Origin of the sequence: Halomonas ramblicola (genome assembly GCF_030409215.1) — a bacterium.
GTDB classification, from domain to species: domain Bacteria; phylum Pseudomonadota; class Gammaproteobacteria; order Pseudomonadales; family Halomonadaceae; genus Halomonas; species Halomonas ramblicola.
In genome coordinates, this window is the sequence record NZ_JAUFPL010000034.1 from 1 (window position 1) to 17,907 (window position 17,907).

Here is a 17,907-nt window from a genome sequence, read left to right on the forward strand (position 1 = left end):
GTGGCGCTCGCGGCCGGCGGCTCGCCGGCGGGCGCCTCCGGCCCGGGCGCCGGCTCCTCACGGCCGCCGACGACGGGGGCCGGCGGACGGCGGCCGATCAGTGCCGAGAGCCCCTGGGAGCGCCGCCCGAGGCGGAAGTTGCCCTCCGCCCCCTCGCGGCCGGCCAGGCGTTCGTGGAGGTGGCGGTTGTGGGCCTCCAGCTCGCGGTTCTGCTCGTCGAGCTCGCGATTCTCCTCCTGCAGCTCCAGCACGCCGGCCTCGGCCTCGGCCAGGCGCCGCTCCAGCTCGGCCAGGCCGGCCTCGGCCCGGTGGCGTGCCCGGCGCTCTTCCGCCAGGCGTTCCAGCAAGGTGACCGTACGCCCCTCCAGGGCATCCAGCAGACGGGTTGCGCGTTCCTCGACCAAACCGGTGTCCTCCCGCAAGCTCTTCATACGAGGCGTTGCCGTCAAGTCTGTGCCAGATGGGGGCGCATGACAAATGTCGCCTATCGGCGTCGGTATTCCACGAAGTCGTAGGCGGGCTGTCCGTCGGCGGGACTGCCGGGCACGCGCTGCACCTCTTCCCACTCGGCCGGGTCCAGCTCGGGGAAGCGGGCATCGCCCGCCACCTCGACGTCCACCTCGGTGAGGTAGAGCCGGCTGGCCCGGGGCAGCGCCTGGGCATAGATCTGGGCGCCGCCCATCACCATGATCTCCTCGACGCCGTCGATGGCGGCCTGCTGGTCGGCCAGGGCCAGGGCGGCGTCCAGGCTGCGGCACACCCTGACGCCGAGTGGCTCGAAGTGCGGGTCCCGGCTGATCACGATATTCAGTCGCCCGGGCAGCGGCCGGCCGATGGATTGAAACGTCTTGCGGCCCATCACCAGCGGCTTGGCCTGGGTCATGCGCTTGAAGAACTTGAGGTCCTCGGGGAGGTACCAGGGCAGTTGGTTGTCGACGCCGATGACGCGGTTCTTGGCCATGGCGGCGATCATGGCGATGGGGATCAGGGTTTCCTCTTGCGTCCTTTCGCTCATACGGCCACCTCGGCCTTGATATGGGGATGGGGGTCGTAGTCCTGGATGGCGATATGCTCGAAGCGGAAGGCGAAGAGGTCGTCGATACCGGGGTCGAGCACCAGCCGCGGGGCCGGGCGCGGGCTGCGCGAGAGCTGCAGTTCGGCCTGCTCCAGGTGGTTGAGGTAGAGGTGGGCGTCGCCCAGGGTGTGCACGAAGTCGCCGGGGGCGAGGCCGGCGACCTGGGCGATCATCCGGGTCAGCAGCGCATAGCTGGCGATGTTGAAGGGCACGCCCAGGAAGATGTCGGCGCTGCGCTGGTAGAGCTGGCAGGAGAGCCGCCCTTCCGCCACGTAGAACTGGAACAGGCAGTGGCACGGCGGCAGGGCCATCTCGTCGACCAGCGCCGGGTTCCAGGCGGAGACGATCAGCCGTCGCGACTGGGGGTTGTCGCGGAGCTGCTCGAGCAGCCTGGCGATCTGGTCGACGTGGCCGCCGCGCGGGTCGGGCCAGCTGCGCCACTGGTAGCCGTACACCGGGCCCAGGTCGCCGTTGGCATCGGCCCAGTCGTCCCAGATGCGCACGCCGTTCTCCCTGAGATAGGCGATGTTGGTGTCGCCGGCCAGGAACCACAGCAGCTCGTGGATGATCGAGCGCAGGTGCAGCTTCTTGGTGGTGACCAGCGGGAAGTCGCGGGAGAGGTCGAAGCGCATCTGGTGGCCGAAGATCGAACGGGTGCCGACGCCGGTGCGGTCGGCCCGCTCCACGCCGTGGTCGAGCACCTGGCGCATCAGGTCGAGATAGGGCTGTTCGAGGGCGGGCGGTTCCAGGGTATCGGCAGTCACGGCGGCGTCGGGGCTGGTGGATGGGTGGCTCATTCTACATGGCGCCGCCATCCGGCTACACCCTGGCGTCGACCGGCTGCTGGCGCGACCAGGCGATCAGCGCCAGGCCGGCGGCGATCATCGGCAGGGTCAGCAGCATGCCCATGGTCACCCAGCCGAAGGCCAGGTAGCCGATATGCGCATCGGGCAGGCGCACGAACTCCACCAGGAAGCGGAAGCCGCCGTAGAGGGTGAGGAAGAGCCCGGAGACCAGCCCGCGACGCCGCGGCGTGGCCGAGACGAACCACAGCACCGCAAACAGCACCGCCCCTTCCAGGGCGGCCTCGTAGAGCGACGAGGGGTGGCGCGGCTCGGGCCCCATGCCGGGGAACGGCATGCCCCAGGGCAGCTCGGTCACCCGGCCGGGCAGCTCGTGGTTGATGAAGTTGCCGATGCGCCCGGCGCCCAGCCCGATGGGCACCAGGGGGGCGACGAAGTCGGTGAGGGTGAAGAAGGCCAGGCGCTTCCTGCGGGCGAACCACCAGGCGGCCAGCAGCACGCCGACCAGGCCGCCATGGAAACTCATGCCGCCATCCCAGATCCGCACGATCCACAGCGGGTCGGCCAGCCACTGATCCAGGCCGTAGAACAGCGCATAGCCCAGGCGCCCGCCCAGCACCACGCCCAGGGCGGCGTAGAAGATCAGGTCGCCGATGTCGTCGTGGGTCAGGCCGATCCGCGCGGCCCGCCGCCGGCCCAGGAACCAGGCGGCGACGAAGCCCACCACGTACATCAGGCCGTACCAGTGTATCTGGAAGGGCCCCAGGGAGATCGCCACGGGATCGATATCGGGATAGCTGAGCATAGAGGTCCTCGGGAGTTGGGAGATGGCTATAACAGAAACTTCAGGCCTACCACCGCCAGCAGGGCGGCGAAGGCGAGCTTGAGCACGCGGGTCGGCAGGGCGTGGGCCAGGTGCACGCCGAGGCGGGCGAAGGGCACGCTGGCCAGCACGATGCCCAGGAAGGCCGGCCACATCACGAAGCCGCTGGTGCCGGCCGGCAACAACGGATGCCCCCAGCCCACCACGATGAAGGTAGCGGCACCGAACAGGGCGATGGGTACCCCGCAGGCCGACGAGGTGCCCACGGCACGGGTCAGGGTGGCGCCGCAGCGGATCAGCCAGGGCACGCAAAGGGTCCCCCCACCGATGCCGAACAGCGCCGAGACGCCGCCGATCACCGCACCGGCCAGCGCCATCACGCTCCTGCCCGGCGCCTGGCTGCCCGGCCTGGGGCCGCGTCCCAGCGCCAGGCGTGCCGCCATCAGCAAGACGAAGATGCCGAACAGGGTGCCCAGCAAGCCGCCGGAGAGGGCCCCGGCGACGAAGACCCCGGCGATGGCGCCCAGCAGCAGCCCGGGCAGCAGCGCCAGGAACCACTGGCGATGGATGCTGCCGCGGCGGTAGTGCCCCCAGGCCGAGGAGGCGCCGGTGATCACGATGGTGGCCAGCGAGGTGCCCACCGCCAGGTGCATGGTCACCTCGGGGGCCACGCCCTGCAGGCCGAAGACGAAGACCAGTGCCGGCACGATGATCAGGCCGCCGCCCACGCCGAACAGGCCGGCCATGGTGCCCGCCACGGCGCCGAGCGCCAGATAACCCAGCAAGGCGACCAGCGCGTTCATGAGCTGTCGGCGTCCTCGAAACGTTCCGGCAACCAGCGGCTGACCCGCTCGACCAGGGTCTGCGGACGGTAGGGCTTGGCCAGGAAGTCGTCCAGCCCGGCCTCGGCGAAACGCCGGCGATCCTCGTCGCTGGCGTTGGCGGTCAACGCCACCAGCACGCTGCGTCGCCCGGGATAGGTCCTGGCCTCCTGCTCACGCCAGCGACGGCTGGTCTCCATGCCGTCCATGCCGGGCATGAAGATATCCATCAACACCAGGGCAAAGGGCCCCTGCTCCAGGGCCTTGAGGGCCTCGTGGCCCGAGGTGGCCGTGTGCACCTCCAGCCCCTGGCGCTCGAGCACCTGGCGCGCCAGCATCAGGTTCACCGGGCCATCGTCGACGATCAGCACGCGCCCCTGGCGCACGGGCGCGGCCACGGCCGCCGCCTCGCCCTCGCCGGCCAGGCCCTCGAGCAGCTCCCTGAGATCGGCGACCCGCTCGTGCAGCTCACGGGTGGCCTGCCGGTAGGCGTGTGTCGATGCCGCCTCTCCCTCCGGCACCATCAGCTCATCGATGCGGGCCTGGAGACGCTGCAGCTCGCGCCCCATCAACGTCAGGTAATCGGACTTGAGCCGCGACTCCTCCCGGGCCCGGTCGCGGCCGGCCTCCAGGCGTGACAGGCGACGCTCGCGCTGGGCCAGGTCGTCTTCCAGGCCCTGCAGGTGAAGGCGCAGGCGCTCCTCCCTGGCGACCAGCGCCTGGCCGGGTGCCTGGTCGTCGCCCTCCCGCTGACGGTGGCCACCGGCCCCGCCGCCGGGCGGCGTGTCGCGGCCCGGCTCGTCGCCGGACTGGCGACACGGCCGGAATACCACGAGGATCAGGTTGAGGCTGGAGGCCAGCAGCAGGCCGAGCAACCAGGCCACCGTCCACCGGGGCGCCAGCAGCAGGCACAAGGGGCCGGCCGCCACGATCAGCAGCTGCAGGGTCAATGCCAGGCGAAGCAGCGGAGGAAGGCGCCGGGAGCGCCGGGTATCGACTCGCATCCGTCATCCTTGGCCTTTCACGAGGTGACGCCCGAGTGTACGCCGCCGCGCGACCGCTGTCATGGCGGCGGGCGCCAGAGCGACTTTCCCGCCCGTCGTCGAGCCGCTAAGCTGGTGCGATGTGCCTGATAGCCTTCGATCACCGCCCGGGAAGCGCCTGGCCATTGCGCCTGGTGGCCAACCGTGACGAATTCCACGCCCGCCCCACGGCGCCGCTGGCCACCTGGCAGGATGCCCCCGAGATCCTCGGCGGTCGCGACCTGGAAGCCGGTGGCACCTGGCTGGCGGTACATCGCTGCGGCCGCTTCGCCGCCGTGACCAATGTCCGCGATCCACGGCTCAAGAGGCCCGAGGGGGCACCGAGCCGCGGCGCCCTGGTGCGCGAGGCCCTCACCTGCCCCGACCTGCCGGCCTGGCTCGATCGCCTGGCCGGGGGCGAGGCGACGCGCTTCGCCGGCTTCAACCTGCTGGCCGGCGATGGCCGGCGGCTCTGGCACCTGCATCGCGGCCTCGATGGGGTCACCCTGCGCGAGGTTCCACCGGGGGTGCATGGCCTCTCCAATGCCAGCCTCGACGCTCCCTGGCCCAAGCTGATCGCCGCCCGACAGGGCCTGACCGCCAGCCTGCGCCACGGCCGCTGGCCGGACGACGCCCTGGCGGCCATGGCCGACCCGCATCCCGCCGACGACGCGGCACTGCCGGACACCGGCGTGGGGCTGGAGATGGAACGCAGGCTCTCCGCGCCGTTCATCGTCGGCGAGGAGTATGGCACACGGGCCATGAGCTGGCTGGGCTGGCACGCCAGCGGCCGCATCGAGATCGGCGAGCGGCGCTTCGGGCCGGGCGGCGTGGAGCTGGGCGAGACCCAGCTTCGCTGGGAGCTGAGCCCGACTTCACCGGGAACTGCTTAAAGCTGGAAGGCAGCTTGTTACCACCAGCCCTTGCGCCAAGGTTTTTCTTCCGGCTTCAAGCTCAAGTCCGCGCAGCGGACGTTCTTCCAGCTCCGGGCGCAGCCCGGCTCTTCCAGGCGCGTAGCGCTGCTCTTCAAGCTTGAGCCGGGCGAGGCCCGGCTCAGTCGCGGGGCGGGAGCAGATGGGCGAGCTGCCAGCCTTCCAGGCGCTCGGCCAGGTGGCGGCGGATCTCGCCGGGGGAGTCGAGACGCAGGGTCTCCTCGACCAAAGCTTTGGCGCCGTCCAGTGGCACGCGGCGGATGGCGGCACGCACCCGGGGCAGGCTGGGCGCGTTCATCGACAGGGCATCGAAGCCCATACCCATGAGCAACAGGGCGCCGGCCGGGTCACCGGCCAGCTCGCCGCACACCGAGATGGGCACCTGCAGCCGATGGGCATCCTCGGCGAGCCGCGCCAGGGCCGTGAGCACCGCCGGATGGCAGGCGTCGTAGAGGTCGGCGACCCGCGGATTGTTGCGATCCACCGCCAGCAGGTACTGGGTGAGGTCGTTGCTGCCCACCGAGAAGAAGTCGGCCCGGGTGGCCAGGGCATCGAGCTGGTAGAGGGTCGCCGGGACCTCGATCATCACCCCCACCGGGGGCCGCGGCACGCTCACACCCTCCTCGCTGAGCTCGAGAATGGCGCGATCCAGCAGCCGCAGGGCGACGTCCACCTCATCGACGTTGGTCACCATGGGCAGCAGCACCTGCAGGTTGTCGAGCCCTTGGGAGGCACGCAGCATGGCACGCAGCTGCACCATCAGCACCTCGGGGTGGTCGAGGGTCACGCGGATGCCGCGCCAGCCGAGGAAGGGGTTGGCCTCCTCGATGGGGAAGTAGGGCAGGTCCTTGTCGCCGCCGATGTCCAGGGTGCGCATCACCACCGGCAACGGCGCGAAGCTCTCGAGCTGGTCGCGATAGAGGCGGGTCTGTTCCTGCTCGCCGGGGAAGCGTTCGGTGACCATGAAGGGCACCTCGGTGCGGTAGAGCCCCACGCCGCTGATGCGGCTCTTCAGCGAGGCCACCGCGTCCACGGCCAGACCGGTGTTGACCATCAACGGCATGACGTGGCCGTCCGGGGTGCGGCTGGGCAGGTCCTGTTCGTGCTCGAGGACCTCGGCCAGGGCCTGCTCCTCGCCGATCAGCCCCTCGTAGTGGGTCAGCAACTCCGGGCCGGGGCGCACGAAGAGGCGCCCGCGGTGGCCGTCGAGGATCACCGGCGCCCCGGAGAGCCGCGGCAGCGGGAGATCGACCATGCCCAGCACCGTGGGGATGCCCATGGCCCGCGCCAGGATCGCCACGTGCGAGGTGCTGGAGCCGCGTACCGAGACCAGGCCGGCCAGCCGCTCGCGCGGCACCTCGCCGAGCAGCGCCACGCTCAGCTCGTCGCCCACCAGGATGGTGCGCTCCGGGTAGACGTCGGGGGTCTGGGGGGTCTCCTCCTGCAGGTGGGCGAGCACCCGGCGGCCCAGGTCGCGCACGTCGGCGGCGCGCTCGCGAAGGTAGTCGTCGTCGACCCGCTCCAGGTACTGGACATGGCGCTTGACCACGTCGGCCAGCGCGCCGGGGGCCCACTGCCCCTCGCGGATGCGCTTCACCACCTCCTGGGAGAGCGCCGCCTCGCTGAGCATCTGCTGATAGACCTCGAACAACGCCAGCTCCTGGGCCGAGATGCGGTTGGCCAGGCGCTCGCCGGCGGCACGGATCTCCTCGCGGACGCGGCCGATGGCCTCCTTGAGGCGCGTGATCTCGTAGTCGACATCGGTGGGAATGAGGTCGGGCACGCTATCCAGGTCGGCGGGTGGGGCGATCACTATCGCCTCGCCGATGGCCATGCCCGGCGAGGCGGCCACCCCCTTGAAGTGCACCTGGCCCTCGAGGCTCGGCCGGGTGAGGTTGCCGGTGGCCAGGGCATGGGCCAGCACGCCGGCCAGTTGGGCCGCCATGGTGACCAGGAAGGCCTCGTCCTCCTCGCCGTAGCGGCGCTTGTCGGCCTGCTGCACCACCAGCACGCCGAGCATGCGGCGCTGGTGGATGATGGGCACGCCGAGGAAGCTCGAGTAGCGCTCCTCGCCGGTGGACTCGAAGTAGCGGAACTGCGGGTGGTGTTGGGCGTCCTCGAGGTTGAGCGGCTCCTCGCGCCGTGCCACGAGGCCCACCAGGCCCTCGCCGATGGGCAGCGTGACCTGGCGTACCGCCTGGCTGCGCAGGCCGATGGTTTCCATCAGTACCAGGCGATCGAGCTCTTCGTCGTAGAGGTAGAACGAACAGACATCGGTCTTCATCGCCTTGCGGATGCGACGCACCATGGTGGCGAGCGCCGCCTCCAGGGTGCGAGCCCCGTTGACTTCCTGGATGATGCGGCGCAAGACCTCGAGCATGGGAGTGACTTCGTCCGTTGGTTATCTTGGTGGGAGCCGGCGCCCGCCTCAGCCGTGGCCGAGGGCGAGCCGCTGGGCCCGCGGCGAGAGTTCCTTCAGCGCCCGGCGATAGACCTCGCGCTTGAAGGGCACCACCTGGCCCAGCGGGTACCAGTAGCTGACCCAGCGCCAGCCATCGAATTCCGGCTTGCCGGTGCCGTCCATGCAGATCCGGTTCTCCGTGCAGCGGATCCGCAGCAGGAACCATTTCTGTTTCTGGCCGATGCAGACCGGCCTGGAATGCGTTCGTATCATGCGTCGCGGCAGTCGATAGCGCAGCCAACCCCGGGTGCAGGCGAGGATCTCGACGTCGTCGGCCGTCAGGCCGATCTCCTCATGCAACTCGCGAAAAAGCGCCTGTTTCGGTGTCTCGTCCGCCTTGATGCCTCCCTGGGGAAACTGCCATGCATTCTGCCCTACCCGACGCGCCCAGAGCAGCTGCCCCTGGTCGTTGACGATGATGATGCCAACGTTGGGGCGAAAGCCGTCAGCGTCGATCACGGACTTCACCTTGTGGAAACCAGTCGTATTGGGGCCATTCTTCCACAAGCCCATGAAGCGCATCAATACGCGGGTAGCCACGGCCCTTGCGGCGGCGTGCAGGTGTCGCCGGCATCTGACATAATCGCCGACCTTCGACCGTGATCCACAACCCATGGGAGTGACCGTGAGCCTGGCCATCTTCGACCTGGACAACACGCTGCTGTCGATCGACAGCGACCATGCCTGGGGGGAGTTCCTGCTCGAGCAGGGCGCCGTCGACCCGGTGGCCTACCGCGAGGCCAACGACCGCTTCCTGGCCGACTACGAGGCCGGCACCCTGGACATCCACGCCTTCCTGGAGGTGGCACTCAAGCCCCTGGCGGAGAACAGTCCGGAGCAGCTGGCTGCCTGGCACCAGCAGTTCATGGCCAGCAAGATCGAGCCGCACATCCTGCCCAAGGGCGAGGAACTGGTGGCGCGGCATCGCTCGCGCGGCGATACCCTGTTGATCGTCACCGCCACCAACCGCTTCATCACCGGCCCCATCGCCGAACGGCTGGGGGTGGACGACCTGATCGCCGTGGAGCCCGAGGTGGTCGAGGGCCGCTATACCGGCAAGGTGAGCGGCACCCCGAGCTACCGCGAGGGCAAGGTGCAGCGCCTGGAGGAGTGGCTGGTCGACAAGGAGCTGACCCTGGACGACGCCTGGTTCTACAGCGACTCCCACAACGACCTGCCGCTGCTGGAGATCGTCGAGCACCCGGTGGCGGTGGACCCCGACGACACCCTGCGTCAGGCGGCCAAGGAGCGCGGCTGGCGGATCATCAGCTTGCGGGACTGATCCGGATCAGAGCCGTAAGCCATAAGAAGCAAGGCCCCGCCGGATAGGAATCGGCGGGGCCTTGCTTGTAGGAGGCCGGGTCCCCCGGGCGACTGGCGCCGTCAGGTGCCCGGAAGTTTCCGGGAGGCCTGCGGCCTCCAGTCGCGATGCGGAGCATCCCTCCTACAGAGTGGGCGACCCCCTTAGCCCAGTAGATGCTCGACGGCGGCGCGCTCCTGGCGCAGCTCGTCTTCGGTGGCCTGCATCTTCTCGCGGCTGAAGTCGTCGATCTCCAGGCCCTGGACGATCTCGTAGTCACCGCCCTTGCAGACGACCGGGTAGGAGTAGATCACGCCCCTCTCGATGCCGTAGCTGCCGTCGGCGGGGATCGCCATGCTGACGATGCCGTCGCTGCCCAGCGCCCAGTCGCGCATATGGTCGATGGCGGCAGAGGCGGCGGAGGCGGCGGAGGAGGCACCGCGCGCCTTGATGATGGCGGCGCCGCGCTGCTGCACGGTGGGGATGAAGTCGCTCTCGTACCAGTCGCGCTCGACCAGTTCGGCCGCCGGCTTGCCGTCCACCTTGCAGTGGGCGATGTCGGGGTACTGGGTGGCGCTGTGGTTGCCCCAGATGATCATGCCCTCCACGTCGGTGACGTGCTTGCCGGTCTTCTGGGCCAGCTGGGTCAGGGCACGGTTGTGGTCCAGGCGGGTCATGGCGGTGAACTGGCCCGGCTCCAGGTCGGGGGCGTTGCAGGAGGCGATCAGGGCGTTGGTGTTGGCCGGGTTACCCACCACCAGCACCTTGACGTCGCGGCTGGCGTTGTCGTTCAGGGCCTTGCCCTGCACGGAGAAGATGGCGGCGTTGGCCTCCAGCAGGTCCTTGCGCTCCATGCCCGGGCCGCGCGGACGGGCGCCCACCAGCAGGGCGTAGTCGGCGTCCTTGAAGGCGACGTTGGCGTCGTCGGTGGCCACGATGTCCTGCACCAGCGGGAAGGCGCAGTCGTTGAGCTCCATCACCACGCCCTGCAGGGCCTCCAGCGCCGGGGTGATCTCCAGCAGTTGCAGGATGACCGGCTGGTCCTTGCCCAGCATGTCGCCGGAGGCGATGCGGAAGGCCAGGGAGTAGCTGATCTGGCCGGCGGCGCCGGTGATGGCAATACGAACGGGATCTTTCATGGTGGCTCCTTCGGTTGTCGCCGTGAGGATAGCCCGGCGGGCGCCCGGCCCGCGCTGGCCTGAAATCGAACCGCCAAGATGGTATGCCTGCAGTGCACAAAACTCAATGCGACCTAGTAGGGACGCCCGGCTTCGCCGGCCAACCTGTAGGAGGGCAACTTGTTGCGCGATTGGCGCCGCCAGGCGCCCGGCGGGATTACTAGCCTGTGGTGGCCGCCTCCGGGAGGCCTGCGGCCTCCATTCGCCCAGCGGAGCCGAAGCGTCGGACCGTGACCTCCTACTGCCTCTCATCGACCGACGAGTCGACTGTCTGCCATTCGGCTGCCACCCTCATCAGACACGAAGCATGTGGGCTTGGTGGTAAGGAGTGAGGGGGCAGGAGTGCTATGCTGGCCCTTCATGCATTGCTGATGGACCACACCGCATGTTCCGCCGCCGTCTGCCCCTCCCGCCGCTGGTCGCCATCGGGCTCGTCGTGCTGTTGCTGGCCTGGCTGCTGCTCGGGGACCTGCAGCGCTTCCAGGACGAGGCACCCGATGCCGAGGCCCGGCCCACCGCCGAGGCCACCCGGGTGGAGGTGGCGACCCGCCACGCCGAGCCCCACGCCCCCACCCTGGTGCTTCAAGGCCAGTTGGAGGCCCGCCGCGAGCTGCTCCTGCGCGCCCGCCAGGCGGGCCGTGTCGCGGCACTGCCCGTGGCGGAGGGCAGCCGGGTCGAGGCCGGCAGCGTGCTGCTCGAGCTGGCCCGCGACGAGCTCCCCGAGCGCCAGGCCCAGGCCGAAGACGACCTGGCCCTGGCCCGCGCCGAGCTGGCCGGGGCCGAGGAGCTGCGGCGCCGCGAGCTGATCTCCAATACCGAGTTGTTGCGCCGGCAGGCCGAGGTGAGCCGAGCCGTGGCCGAGCTGGCCGCCCTGCGCCGCCAGCTCGACGACACCCGCCCCACGGCGCCCTTCGCCGGCGTGCTCGACCGCCTCGACGTGGAACTCGGCGAGCTGGTGCAGGTGGGCGAGACCTGGGGCCGGCTGGTGGACGACACCCGACTGGTCGCCACCGCCTGGGCCCCGCAACGCGACGCCCTGGAGCTGGAGGCCGGACTGCCCGCCGAGCTGCGGCTGCTGGACGACTCGCGCCTGGCCGGCGAGGTCAGCGTGGTGGGGCGCCGTGCCGACGACGAGACGCACAGCTTCCGGGTCGAGGTGGCGGCCGACAATCCCGAGGGGCGCCGCCTGGCCGGTGCCAGCGCCACCCTGCGCATCCGCCTGCCGGAACGCCGGGTGCAGCGCCTCTCCCCTGCCCTGCTGACCCTGGATGCGGAGGGCCGCCTGGCGGTGAAGCATCTCGACGACGCGGACCGGGTGGTGGCGAGCCCGGTGACCCTGGTGGATGCCGATACCCGGGTGGCGCGGGTGACCGGCCTGCCCGACCCGGTGCGCCTGATCACCCTGGGCGGGGCCCTGGTGGAGGCCGGCGAGCGGGTCGAGGCGGTGGAGGCCGAGGCGCCCGCGGCGGAGGAGCGCTGAGATGCGCCGCCTGATCGACGCCGCCCTGGAGCGTTCGCGGACCACCCTGATGCTGCTGGTAGCCCTGCTGCTGGCGGGCCTGGCGGCCTGGCAGTCGATCCCCAAGGAGGCCAACCCCGACGTCCCCATTCCCATCATCTACGTGTCGATGACCCTGGAGGGGGTCAGCCCCGAGGACGGCGAGCGGCTGCTGGTGCGCCCCATGGAGCAGGAGCTGCGCAGCATCGAGGGGCTGCGCAAGCTGACCGCCCAGTCCAGCGAGGGCCATGCCGCCCTGACCCTGGAGTTCGATGCCGGCTTCGACGCCGACCAGGCGCTCACCGACGTGCGCGAGAAAGTCGACATCGCCCGGGCGGACCTGCCCGCCGAGGCCGACGAGCCGCGGGTGATGGAGGTCAACGTGGGCCTCTTCCCGGTGCTCTCCATCGGGCTCTCCGGTCCCATCGAGGAGGAGCGGCGGGTGGCCATCGCGCGGCGCCTCAAGGAGGAGATCGAGGGCATCGCCGAGGTGCTGGAGGTGGACATCGGCGGCGACCGCGAGGAACTGCTCGAGGTGGTCGTCGACCCGCTGGTGCTGGACAGCTACGGCGTCGACTTCGGCACCCTGTTCGACCTGGTGAGCCGCAACAACCGGCTGGTGGCCGCCGGCAGCCTGGACACCGGCGCCGGCCGCCTGGCCATGAAGGTCCCGGGGGTGATCGAGTCCCTCGACGATGTCATGGCCATGCCGGTGAAGATCGACGGCGACCGGGTGGTGACCTTCGGCGACGTGGCCTGGATCCGCCCCACCTTCAAGGACCCGGAGGGCTTCGCCCGCATCGACGGCCAGCCGGCGCTGGTGCTGGAGGTCTCCAAGCGCGCCGGCGCCAATATCATCGCCACCATTCGTCAGGTCGAGGCGCTGTTCGACGAGGCGGAGGGCCTGATCCCCGAGGCGCTGGAGATCACCACCATCATGGACCAGTCCGAGATGGTGGAGGAGATGCTCTCGGAGCTGCTCAACAACGTGCTCACCGCGGTGGTGCTGGTGCTGATCGTGATCCTCGCCGCCATGGGGGTGCGCAACGCCATGATGGTGGGGCTGACGATTCCCGGCGCCTTCCTCACCGGCATCCTGCTGATCTGGGCGGTGGGTTACACCCTCAACATCGTGGTGCTGTTCTCGCTGATCCTGGTGGCCGGCATGCTGGTCGACGGCGCCATCGTGGTCAGCGAACTGGCCGACCGCCACCTGCGCCAGGGTCAGCTGCCCCGCCAGGCCTGGGTCAACGCCGCCACGCGCATGAGCTGGCCGGTGATCGCCTCCACCGCCACGACGCTGGCGGTGTTCGTGCCGCTGCTGTTCTGGCCCGGCGTGGTGGGCGAGTTCATGAAGTACCTGCCGGCCACGGTGATCCTCTGCCTGCTCGCCTCGCTGGCCATGGCGCTGGTCTTCCTGCCCACCCTGGGCGGGGTGTTCGGGGCCCGCGCCGCCACCCCGGTGAGCGAGGCGGCCATGACCACCGCCGGCGGCCGCCTCTACCGCCGCGTGCTGGCCCGGTTGCTGGCCCATCCGGGCCTGACGCTGCTGTTCGCCCTGCTGCTGATGGCGCTGATCTATGCCGGCTATGGCCGCTTCAACCATGGCGTGGAGTTCTTCCCCGCCGTGGAGCCCGACAGTGCCCAGGTGGTGGTGCGCGCCCGGGGCGACTTCTCCGCCGAGGAGAAGGACGCCGTGGTGAGGCGCGTGGAGGCACGCCTGGCGGGGATGGGCGAGGTGGAGGCGCTCTACGCGCGCTCCTTCGCGGTGGCCGACCAGCAGCTCGGCGGCGACGTGATCGGCGTGCTGCAGTTCCAGTTGATCGACTGGCAGGATCGGCGCCCCCTGGCCGAGATCTTCGCCGAGATGCGCAGCCGCACCCGCGACTTGCCCGGGGTGATCCTGGAGTTCCGCGAACAGGAGATGGGCCCCGGCCAGGGCAAGCCCATCGTGCTGGAGATCAGCGGCCACGATGCCGAGGCCACCGAGCGCACGGTGGAGCGGCTGCGCGACCTGATGGGCGAACTCGGCGGCTTCCGCGACATCGAGGACAACCGCAGCCTGCCCGGGGTGGAGTGGCGAGTGGTGGTGGATCGTGAGGCGGCGGCGCGCTTCGGCGCCGACGTGGCCGCGGTGGGCAGCGCCGTGCAGCTGCTCACCACCGGGCTGCAGGTGGCCAGCTACCGGCCGGCGGGGGTCGACGACGAGGTGGATATCCGCGTGCGCCTGCCCGAGGGCGATCGCACCCTGGAGCAGTTGGGCCGGCTCAGCCTGAACACGCCGCGCGGCCAGGTGCCGATCTCGCACTTCGTCAGCGTGGAGCCGGCCCCCAAGGTGGGCACCCTGCACCGCATCGACGGCCGGCGTGCCATCACCCTGGAGGCCGACGTGGCCGCGGGCCAGCGCCCCGACGAACGGCTGCGCGCCCTGCAGGAAGCCGCGGGCGCTCCCCCGGAGGGGGTGAGCGTCGCGGCGGCCGGCGAGCAGGAGGACCAGCAGCAGGCGAGCCGCTTCCTGGCCACCGCCTTCCTGGTGGCCATCGGCCTGATGGCACTGATCCTGGTGACCCAGTTCAACAGCTTCTACCAGGCGGTGCTGGTGCTCTCGGCCATCGTCTTCTCCACCGCCGGGGTGCTGCTGGGGCTGCTGGTCAACGCCCAGCCCTTCGGCATCGTCATGGTGGGAATGGGGATCATCGCCCTGGCGGGCATCGTGGTGAACAACAACATCGTGCTGATCGACACCTACAACCAGCTGCGCGGCGAAGGCCTCGCCCCCCGTGAGGCGGCGCTGGAGGCCGGTGGGCTGCGCCTGCGCCCGGTGCTGCTCACGGCGGTGACCACGGTGCTGGGCCTCACGCCCATGGTGCTGGGAGTCAACGTCAACCTGCTGGCGCCCAGCCTGGGGATCGGCGCCCCCTCCACCCAGTGGTGGACCCAGCTCTCCAGCGCCATCGCCGGGGGGCTGACCTTCGCCACCGGTCTGACGCTACTGCTGACGCCGTGCATGCTGGTGATCGGTCCTGGCTCCGCCGGAAATAGGAAGCCGCCGGGCGCCTGACGGCGCCAGTCGCGCAGCAAAGCTGCCCTCCTACGACATCGAGCTCCCGGCGAAGCCCACTCAGGCGCGTGACCGGGCCTCGGCTTCCTGGCGGGCGGCGTCGGGGGCGTGGGCGGCATGCAGCCGGCCGATGAGCTGGTCTTCCAGGGAGAAGCGCTCGGTGAGGCCATGGGCGAGGCGCTCGAGCCAGGCGGGAAGCCGTGCGATGTGCTGGCGTACGCGACCGGGACTCTGGTAATCGGCGTCGAAGGCCAGCACCAGTTCGGTGGACAGCTCGAGGCGCTCGAGCAGACGGTCGGCCAGGGTCAGGGCCTGGTCGTCGTCGAAGGCGCGCGCCTCTTCGCGCAGCTGGGGATAGACCTCGAAGTGGCCGGCGCTGATGTAGTCCATCAGCAGCTCGCTGAAGGCGTCGATGCGCTCCTTGCTCACCGCTTCGAGCTCGGCGTCGCACGCCTCCTTGAGCTCGACGAAGTTGACCAGCAACTCGCGGCGCTCATCCAGCCAGCGGTCGATCAGCCTGTGTACGCCACCCCAGCGCTCCAGCGCGCTCTTGCAGTCTTCCAGCATGGGGGCCTCCCTTGCTCCGATGGGGCCGAGGACATCCAGCGCCCGGCCGAGGAGTCCTCAGACTCGCGCCTGCCGGACCCGCTGTCAATCCCCATCCGCGGGAGGCCTCACCCCCGCTCGCGACAGGCCGAGAGCAGCAGGCCCAGCGGCGCCAGGGCCAGCACGATGAAGCCGATCAGGGTCCAGCCGGGCAGCGAGAAGCCGAGCAGCTGGAAGTCGATGTCGGCGCACTCCCCGGAGCCGGTGAACACCTGCGCCAGCACCTGCTGCAGCGGCATGATCTCCATCATGTAGTCGAGGCCGGGGCCGCAGCTGGGCACCTCGTCGGCGGGCAGCGACTGCAGCCAGAGGTGACGCGCGGCCACGCCGATGCCGCCGCCCACGGCGGCGAGCCCCAGCCCGCCGTAGAGGGCGGCGCCGAGCCGGCCGCCCGGGTTGTGCAGGGCCGCCACGGCGAACACCGCGGCGGCAACGATGACCGCCACACGCTGGAAGATGCACAGCGGGCAGGGCTCCAGGCCGCCGAGGTGCTCGAGGCCCAGGGCCACGGCCATCATCAGCACGCAGAAGGCCAGGCCGGCGAGGCTCCACTGGCGCACGGAGAGACGCGCGAGGGAGGCGGTCATGAGGCCGCCTCCCCGGCAATGCGCGACTCCCTGGCGCGGGCGAAGTAACCCTCGAGAAACGCCTCGAAGCGCTCCCGGTCGGCGGCCTCGATCTCGTGCTGCTGGTGGTGGGAGGTCTCGGCCAGCTCGGCGAACAGTGCCGCCCGGCCCGGGTCCATCGGCCCATGGCCGAAGCGCTCGGCCTGCTGGCGGGCGATGGCCAGCATGGCGTCGCTGAACTCCTCGCCGCGGTCCTGCAATCGGGCCATCAGCTGGCCGGAAGGCGTCAGGGCGGGATCGGCGAGGCGCGGCACCATGACCGCCACGGCGTCGCGATGCGGGTTGCCCTCCTCCAGGCGGTCGAGGAGCTCGGCGACCCGGCCGACCTCGTCGAGGATCTCGCTGCCCCAGTCCGCCAGGTCACGCGGCTCGCCGTGCTGCACCAGGCGCAGGGCGGGATCGCGCCCGCGCTCCACCACCCGGCGGCGGTTGTCGTCCAGGTGTTCGCACTCGAGGTCCGGGATCCAGGGACTCTCACTGAGCAGGCACCACATCATGAAGGCGTCCACGAAGCGGATCTGCGTCTCGTCCACGCCCAGCGGCAGCAGCGGGTTGAGGTCGAGGCAACGCACCTCGATGTACTCCACGCCGCGGGCCTCCAGCGCCTGGCTGGGGGTCTCGTCGTGGCGCGCCACCCGCTTGGGGCGGATGTCGCTGTAGTACTCGTTCTCGATCTGCAGGATGTTGGCGTTGAGCTGGCGCCAGCCGTCGTCCGCCTTGACGCCCAGCGCCTGGTAGGCCGGCCAGGGCGTGGAGATGGCGTGGCGCAGGGTGCCCACGTAATTGGACAGCGAGTTGAAGCAGATCTTGAGCTGAGCCTGCACCTTGTTCTGGTAGCCCAGGTCGGACATGCGCAGGCTGGTGGCGTAGGGCGCGACCAGGGTATCGCGGCCGTGGGCCTGGAGCTTGTCGGGGATCTCGCCGCCCGGCAGGAAGCTGCGGTCCAGCGCCGGCGAGGCGCCGAACAGGTAGAGCAGCAGCCAGCTGTGACGACGGAAGTTGCGGATCAGGCCGAAGTAGCGCGCCGAACGGTAGTCGTTCAGCAGGGTATCGCCGGCGCCGTCCGCCTCGCGCAGCAGTTCCCAGAGATCGTCGGGCAGCGAGACGTTGTAGTGCACCCCGGCGATGGCCTGCATGATGCGCCCGTAGCGCACGTCCAGGCCCTGGCGGTAGACCCGTTTCATGGTGCCCACGTTGGAGGGGCCGTAGTCGGCGATGGGCACGCTGTCGTTGCCGTCGAGCCGCGCCGGCATGCTGGCCGGCCAGATCAGCTCCTCGCCCAGGTGGCGATGGGTGAAGCGATGCAGGTCGCCGAGGAAGGCCATGGCGTCCTCGGGCCGACAGTAGACCGGCGTGATGTACTCCAGCAGCGCCTCGGAGTAGTCGGTGGTGATGTGCGGGTGGGTCAGCTTGGAGCCCAGGGTGGCCGGGTGCGGGGTCTGGGCGATGCGCCCCGCCGGGTCGACGCGCAACCCCTCCTTCTCGAGGCCGCGGCGCAGGCGGCTGAACTGCCCCCGTCGGGCGGGCCCTTCCAGGCGGGCGATGAGGGTGGCGAGTGAGTCGGACAAGATGAACACCCCATGTCGTGGAAGCCGGTCGCGGCGCCGCGCTTCGCTGGTTGTGCGACGGGCGCCCCAGGCGCCCGTGAATGGCTGATTATGGTGCCTGAGCGCCGGGAGTCAAAGGTTAGCCGGCTATAAG

The 17,907-nt window shown here is 70.3% G+C and carries 16 protein-coding genes; 4 read left to right on the forward strand and 12 right to left on the reverse strand.

Features of this window, described 5'->3' with window-relative positions:
• The 6 genes from QWY80_RS17075 to QWY80_RS17100 form a co-directional block, all read right to left on the reverse strand.
• The coding region (locus QWY80_RS17075; protein ID WP_290234209.1) for a hypothetical protein at positions 1 to 404 on the reverse strand (404 nt) is incomplete at its 3' end.
• Between the two features lie 80 nt (positions 405 to 484).
• Positions 485 to 1,015, reverse strand: coding sequence for a dihydrofolate reductase (locus tag QWY80_RS17080; RefSeq protein ID WP_290234212.1), 531 nt, complete (start codon positions 1,013 to 1,015; stop codon positions 485 to 487).
• Positions 1,012 to 1,872, reverse strand: coding sequence for a thymidylate synthase (locus QWY80_RS17085; protein WP_290234215.1), 861 nt, complete (start codon positions 1,870 to 1,872; stop codon positions 1,012 to 1,014). The genes QWY80_RS17080 and QWY80_RS17085 overlap by 4 nt, the downstream gene beginning before the upstream one ends.
• A gap of 22 nt (positions 1,873 to 1,894) precedes the next feature.
• A complete protein-coding gene (gene lgt, locus QWY80_RS17090; RefSeq protein WP_290234218.1) occupies positions 1,895 to 2,683 on the reverse strand; it encodes a prolipoprotein diacylglyceryl transferase in 789 nt (262 codons plus the stop codon).
• Between the two features lie 26 nt (positions 2,684 to 2,709).
• Positions 2,710 to 3,504, reverse strand: coding sequence for a sulfite exporter TauE/SafE family protein (locus QWY80_RS17095; protein WP_290234221.1), 795 nt, complete (start codon positions 3,502 to 3,504; stop codon positions 2,710 to 2,712).
• Complete coding sequence (locus tag QWY80_RS17100; protein WP_290234224.1) at positions 3,501 to 4,526, reverse strand: response regulator; 1,026 nt, start codon at positions 4,524 to 4,526, stop codon at positions 3,501 to 3,503. Before QWY80_RS17100 ends, QWY80_RS17095 begins: the two co-directional genes overlap by 4 nt.
• A gap of 119 nt (positions 4,527 to 4,645) precedes the next feature.
• Between QWY80_RS17100 and QWY80_RS17105 the strand changes: the two genes are divergently transcribed.
• The gene (locus tag QWY80_RS17105; RefSeq protein ID WP_290234226.1) at positions 4,646 to 5,437 is read left to right on the forward strand and encodes an NRDE family protein; all 792 of its coding nucleotides are present in this window, start codon (positions 4,646 to 4,648) and stop codon (positions 5,435 to 5,437) included.
• A 160-nt stretch (positions 5,438 to 5,597) separates the two neighbouring features.
• Here the strand turns inward: QWY80_RS17105 and ptsP are convergent, their stop codons facing one another.
• Both ptsP and QWY80_RS17115 read right to left on the reverse strand, forming a co-directional pair.
• The gene (gene ptsP / locus QWY80_RS17110) at positions 5,598 to 7,856 is read right to left on the reverse strand and encodes a phosphoenolpyruvate--protein phosphotransferase (RefSeq protein WP_290234229.1); all 2,259 of its coding nucleotides are present in this window, start codon (positions 7,854 to 7,856) and stop codon (positions 5,598 to 5,600) included.
• 48 nt (positions 7,857 to 7,904) lie between these two features.
• Positions 7,905 to 8,396, reverse strand: coding sequence for an RNA pyrophosphohydrolase (locus tag QWY80_RS17115; protein ID WP_290234231.1), 492 nt, complete (start codon positions 8,394 to 8,396; stop codon positions 7,905 to 7,907).
• 166 nt (positions 8,397 to 8,562) lie between these two features.
• Here QWY80_RS17115 and QWY80_RS17120 point away from each other — a divergent pair, with 166 nt between their 5' ends.
• The gene (locus QWY80_RS17120) at positions 8,563 to 9,219 is read left to right on the forward strand and encodes a histidinol-phosphatase (protein WP_290234233.1); all 657 of its coding nucleotides are present in this window, start codon (positions 8,563 to 8,565) and stop codon (positions 9,217 to 9,219) included.
• Positions 9,220 to 9,401: 182 nt separating this feature from the next.
• Here QWY80_RS17120 and QWY80_RS17125 read toward each other — a convergent pair whose 3' ends face one another.
• Entirely contained in the window at positions 9,402 to 10,376 is a 975-nt protein-coding gene (locus tag QWY80_RS17125) for a malate dehydrogenase (RefSeq protein ID WP_290234235.1), read from the reverse strand.
• A gap of 424 nt (positions 10,377 to 10,800) precedes the next feature.
• Between QWY80_RS17125 and QWY80_RS17130 the strand changes: the two genes are divergently transcribed.
• Together QWY80_RS17130 and QWY80_RS17135 are read left to right on the forward strand one after the other, a co-directional pair.
• Entirely contained in the window at positions 10,801 to 11,895 is a 1,095-nt protein-coding gene (locus QWY80_RS17130) for an efflux RND transporter periplasmic adaptor subunit (protein WP_290234237.1), read from the forward strand.
• A gap of 1 nt (position 11,896) precedes the next feature.
• Complete coding sequence (locus QWY80_RS17135; protein ID WP_290234240.1) at positions 11,897 to 14,974, forward strand: efflux RND transporter permease subunit; 3,078 nt, start codon at positions 11,897 to 11,899, stop codon at positions 14,972 to 14,974.
• A 60-nt stretch (positions 14,975 to 15,034) separates the two neighbouring features.
• On the opposite strand, the gene rsd is transcribed toward QWY80_RS17135, so the two are convergent.
• The 3 genes from rsd to gshA all read right to left on the reverse strand — a co-directional run bounded on the left by rsd (position 15,035) and on the right by gshA (position 17,774).
• The gene (gene rsd, locus QWY80_RS17140; protein WP_290234243.1) at positions 15,035 to 15,541 is read right to left on the reverse strand and encodes a sigma D regulator; all 507 of its coding nucleotides are present in this window, start codon (positions 15,539 to 15,541) and stop codon (positions 15,035 to 15,037) included.
• A gap of 107 nt (positions 15,542 to 15,648) precedes the next feature.
• The gene (locus QWY80_RS17145; protein WP_290234246.1) at positions 15,649 to 16,167 is read right to left on the reverse strand and encodes a disulfide bond formation protein B; all 519 of its coding nucleotides are present in this window, start codon (positions 16,165 to 16,167) and stop codon (positions 15,649 to 15,651) included.
• Complete coding sequence (gene gshA / locus QWY80_RS17150) at positions 16,164 to 17,774, reverse strand: glutamate--cysteine ligase (protein WP_290234249.1); 1,611 nt, start codon at positions 17,772 to 17,774, stop codon at positions 16,164 to 16,166. The genes QWY80_RS17145 and gshA overlap by 4 nt, the downstream gene beginning before the upstream one ends.
• Between the last annotated feature and the right edge of the window lie 133 nt (positions 17,775 to 17,907).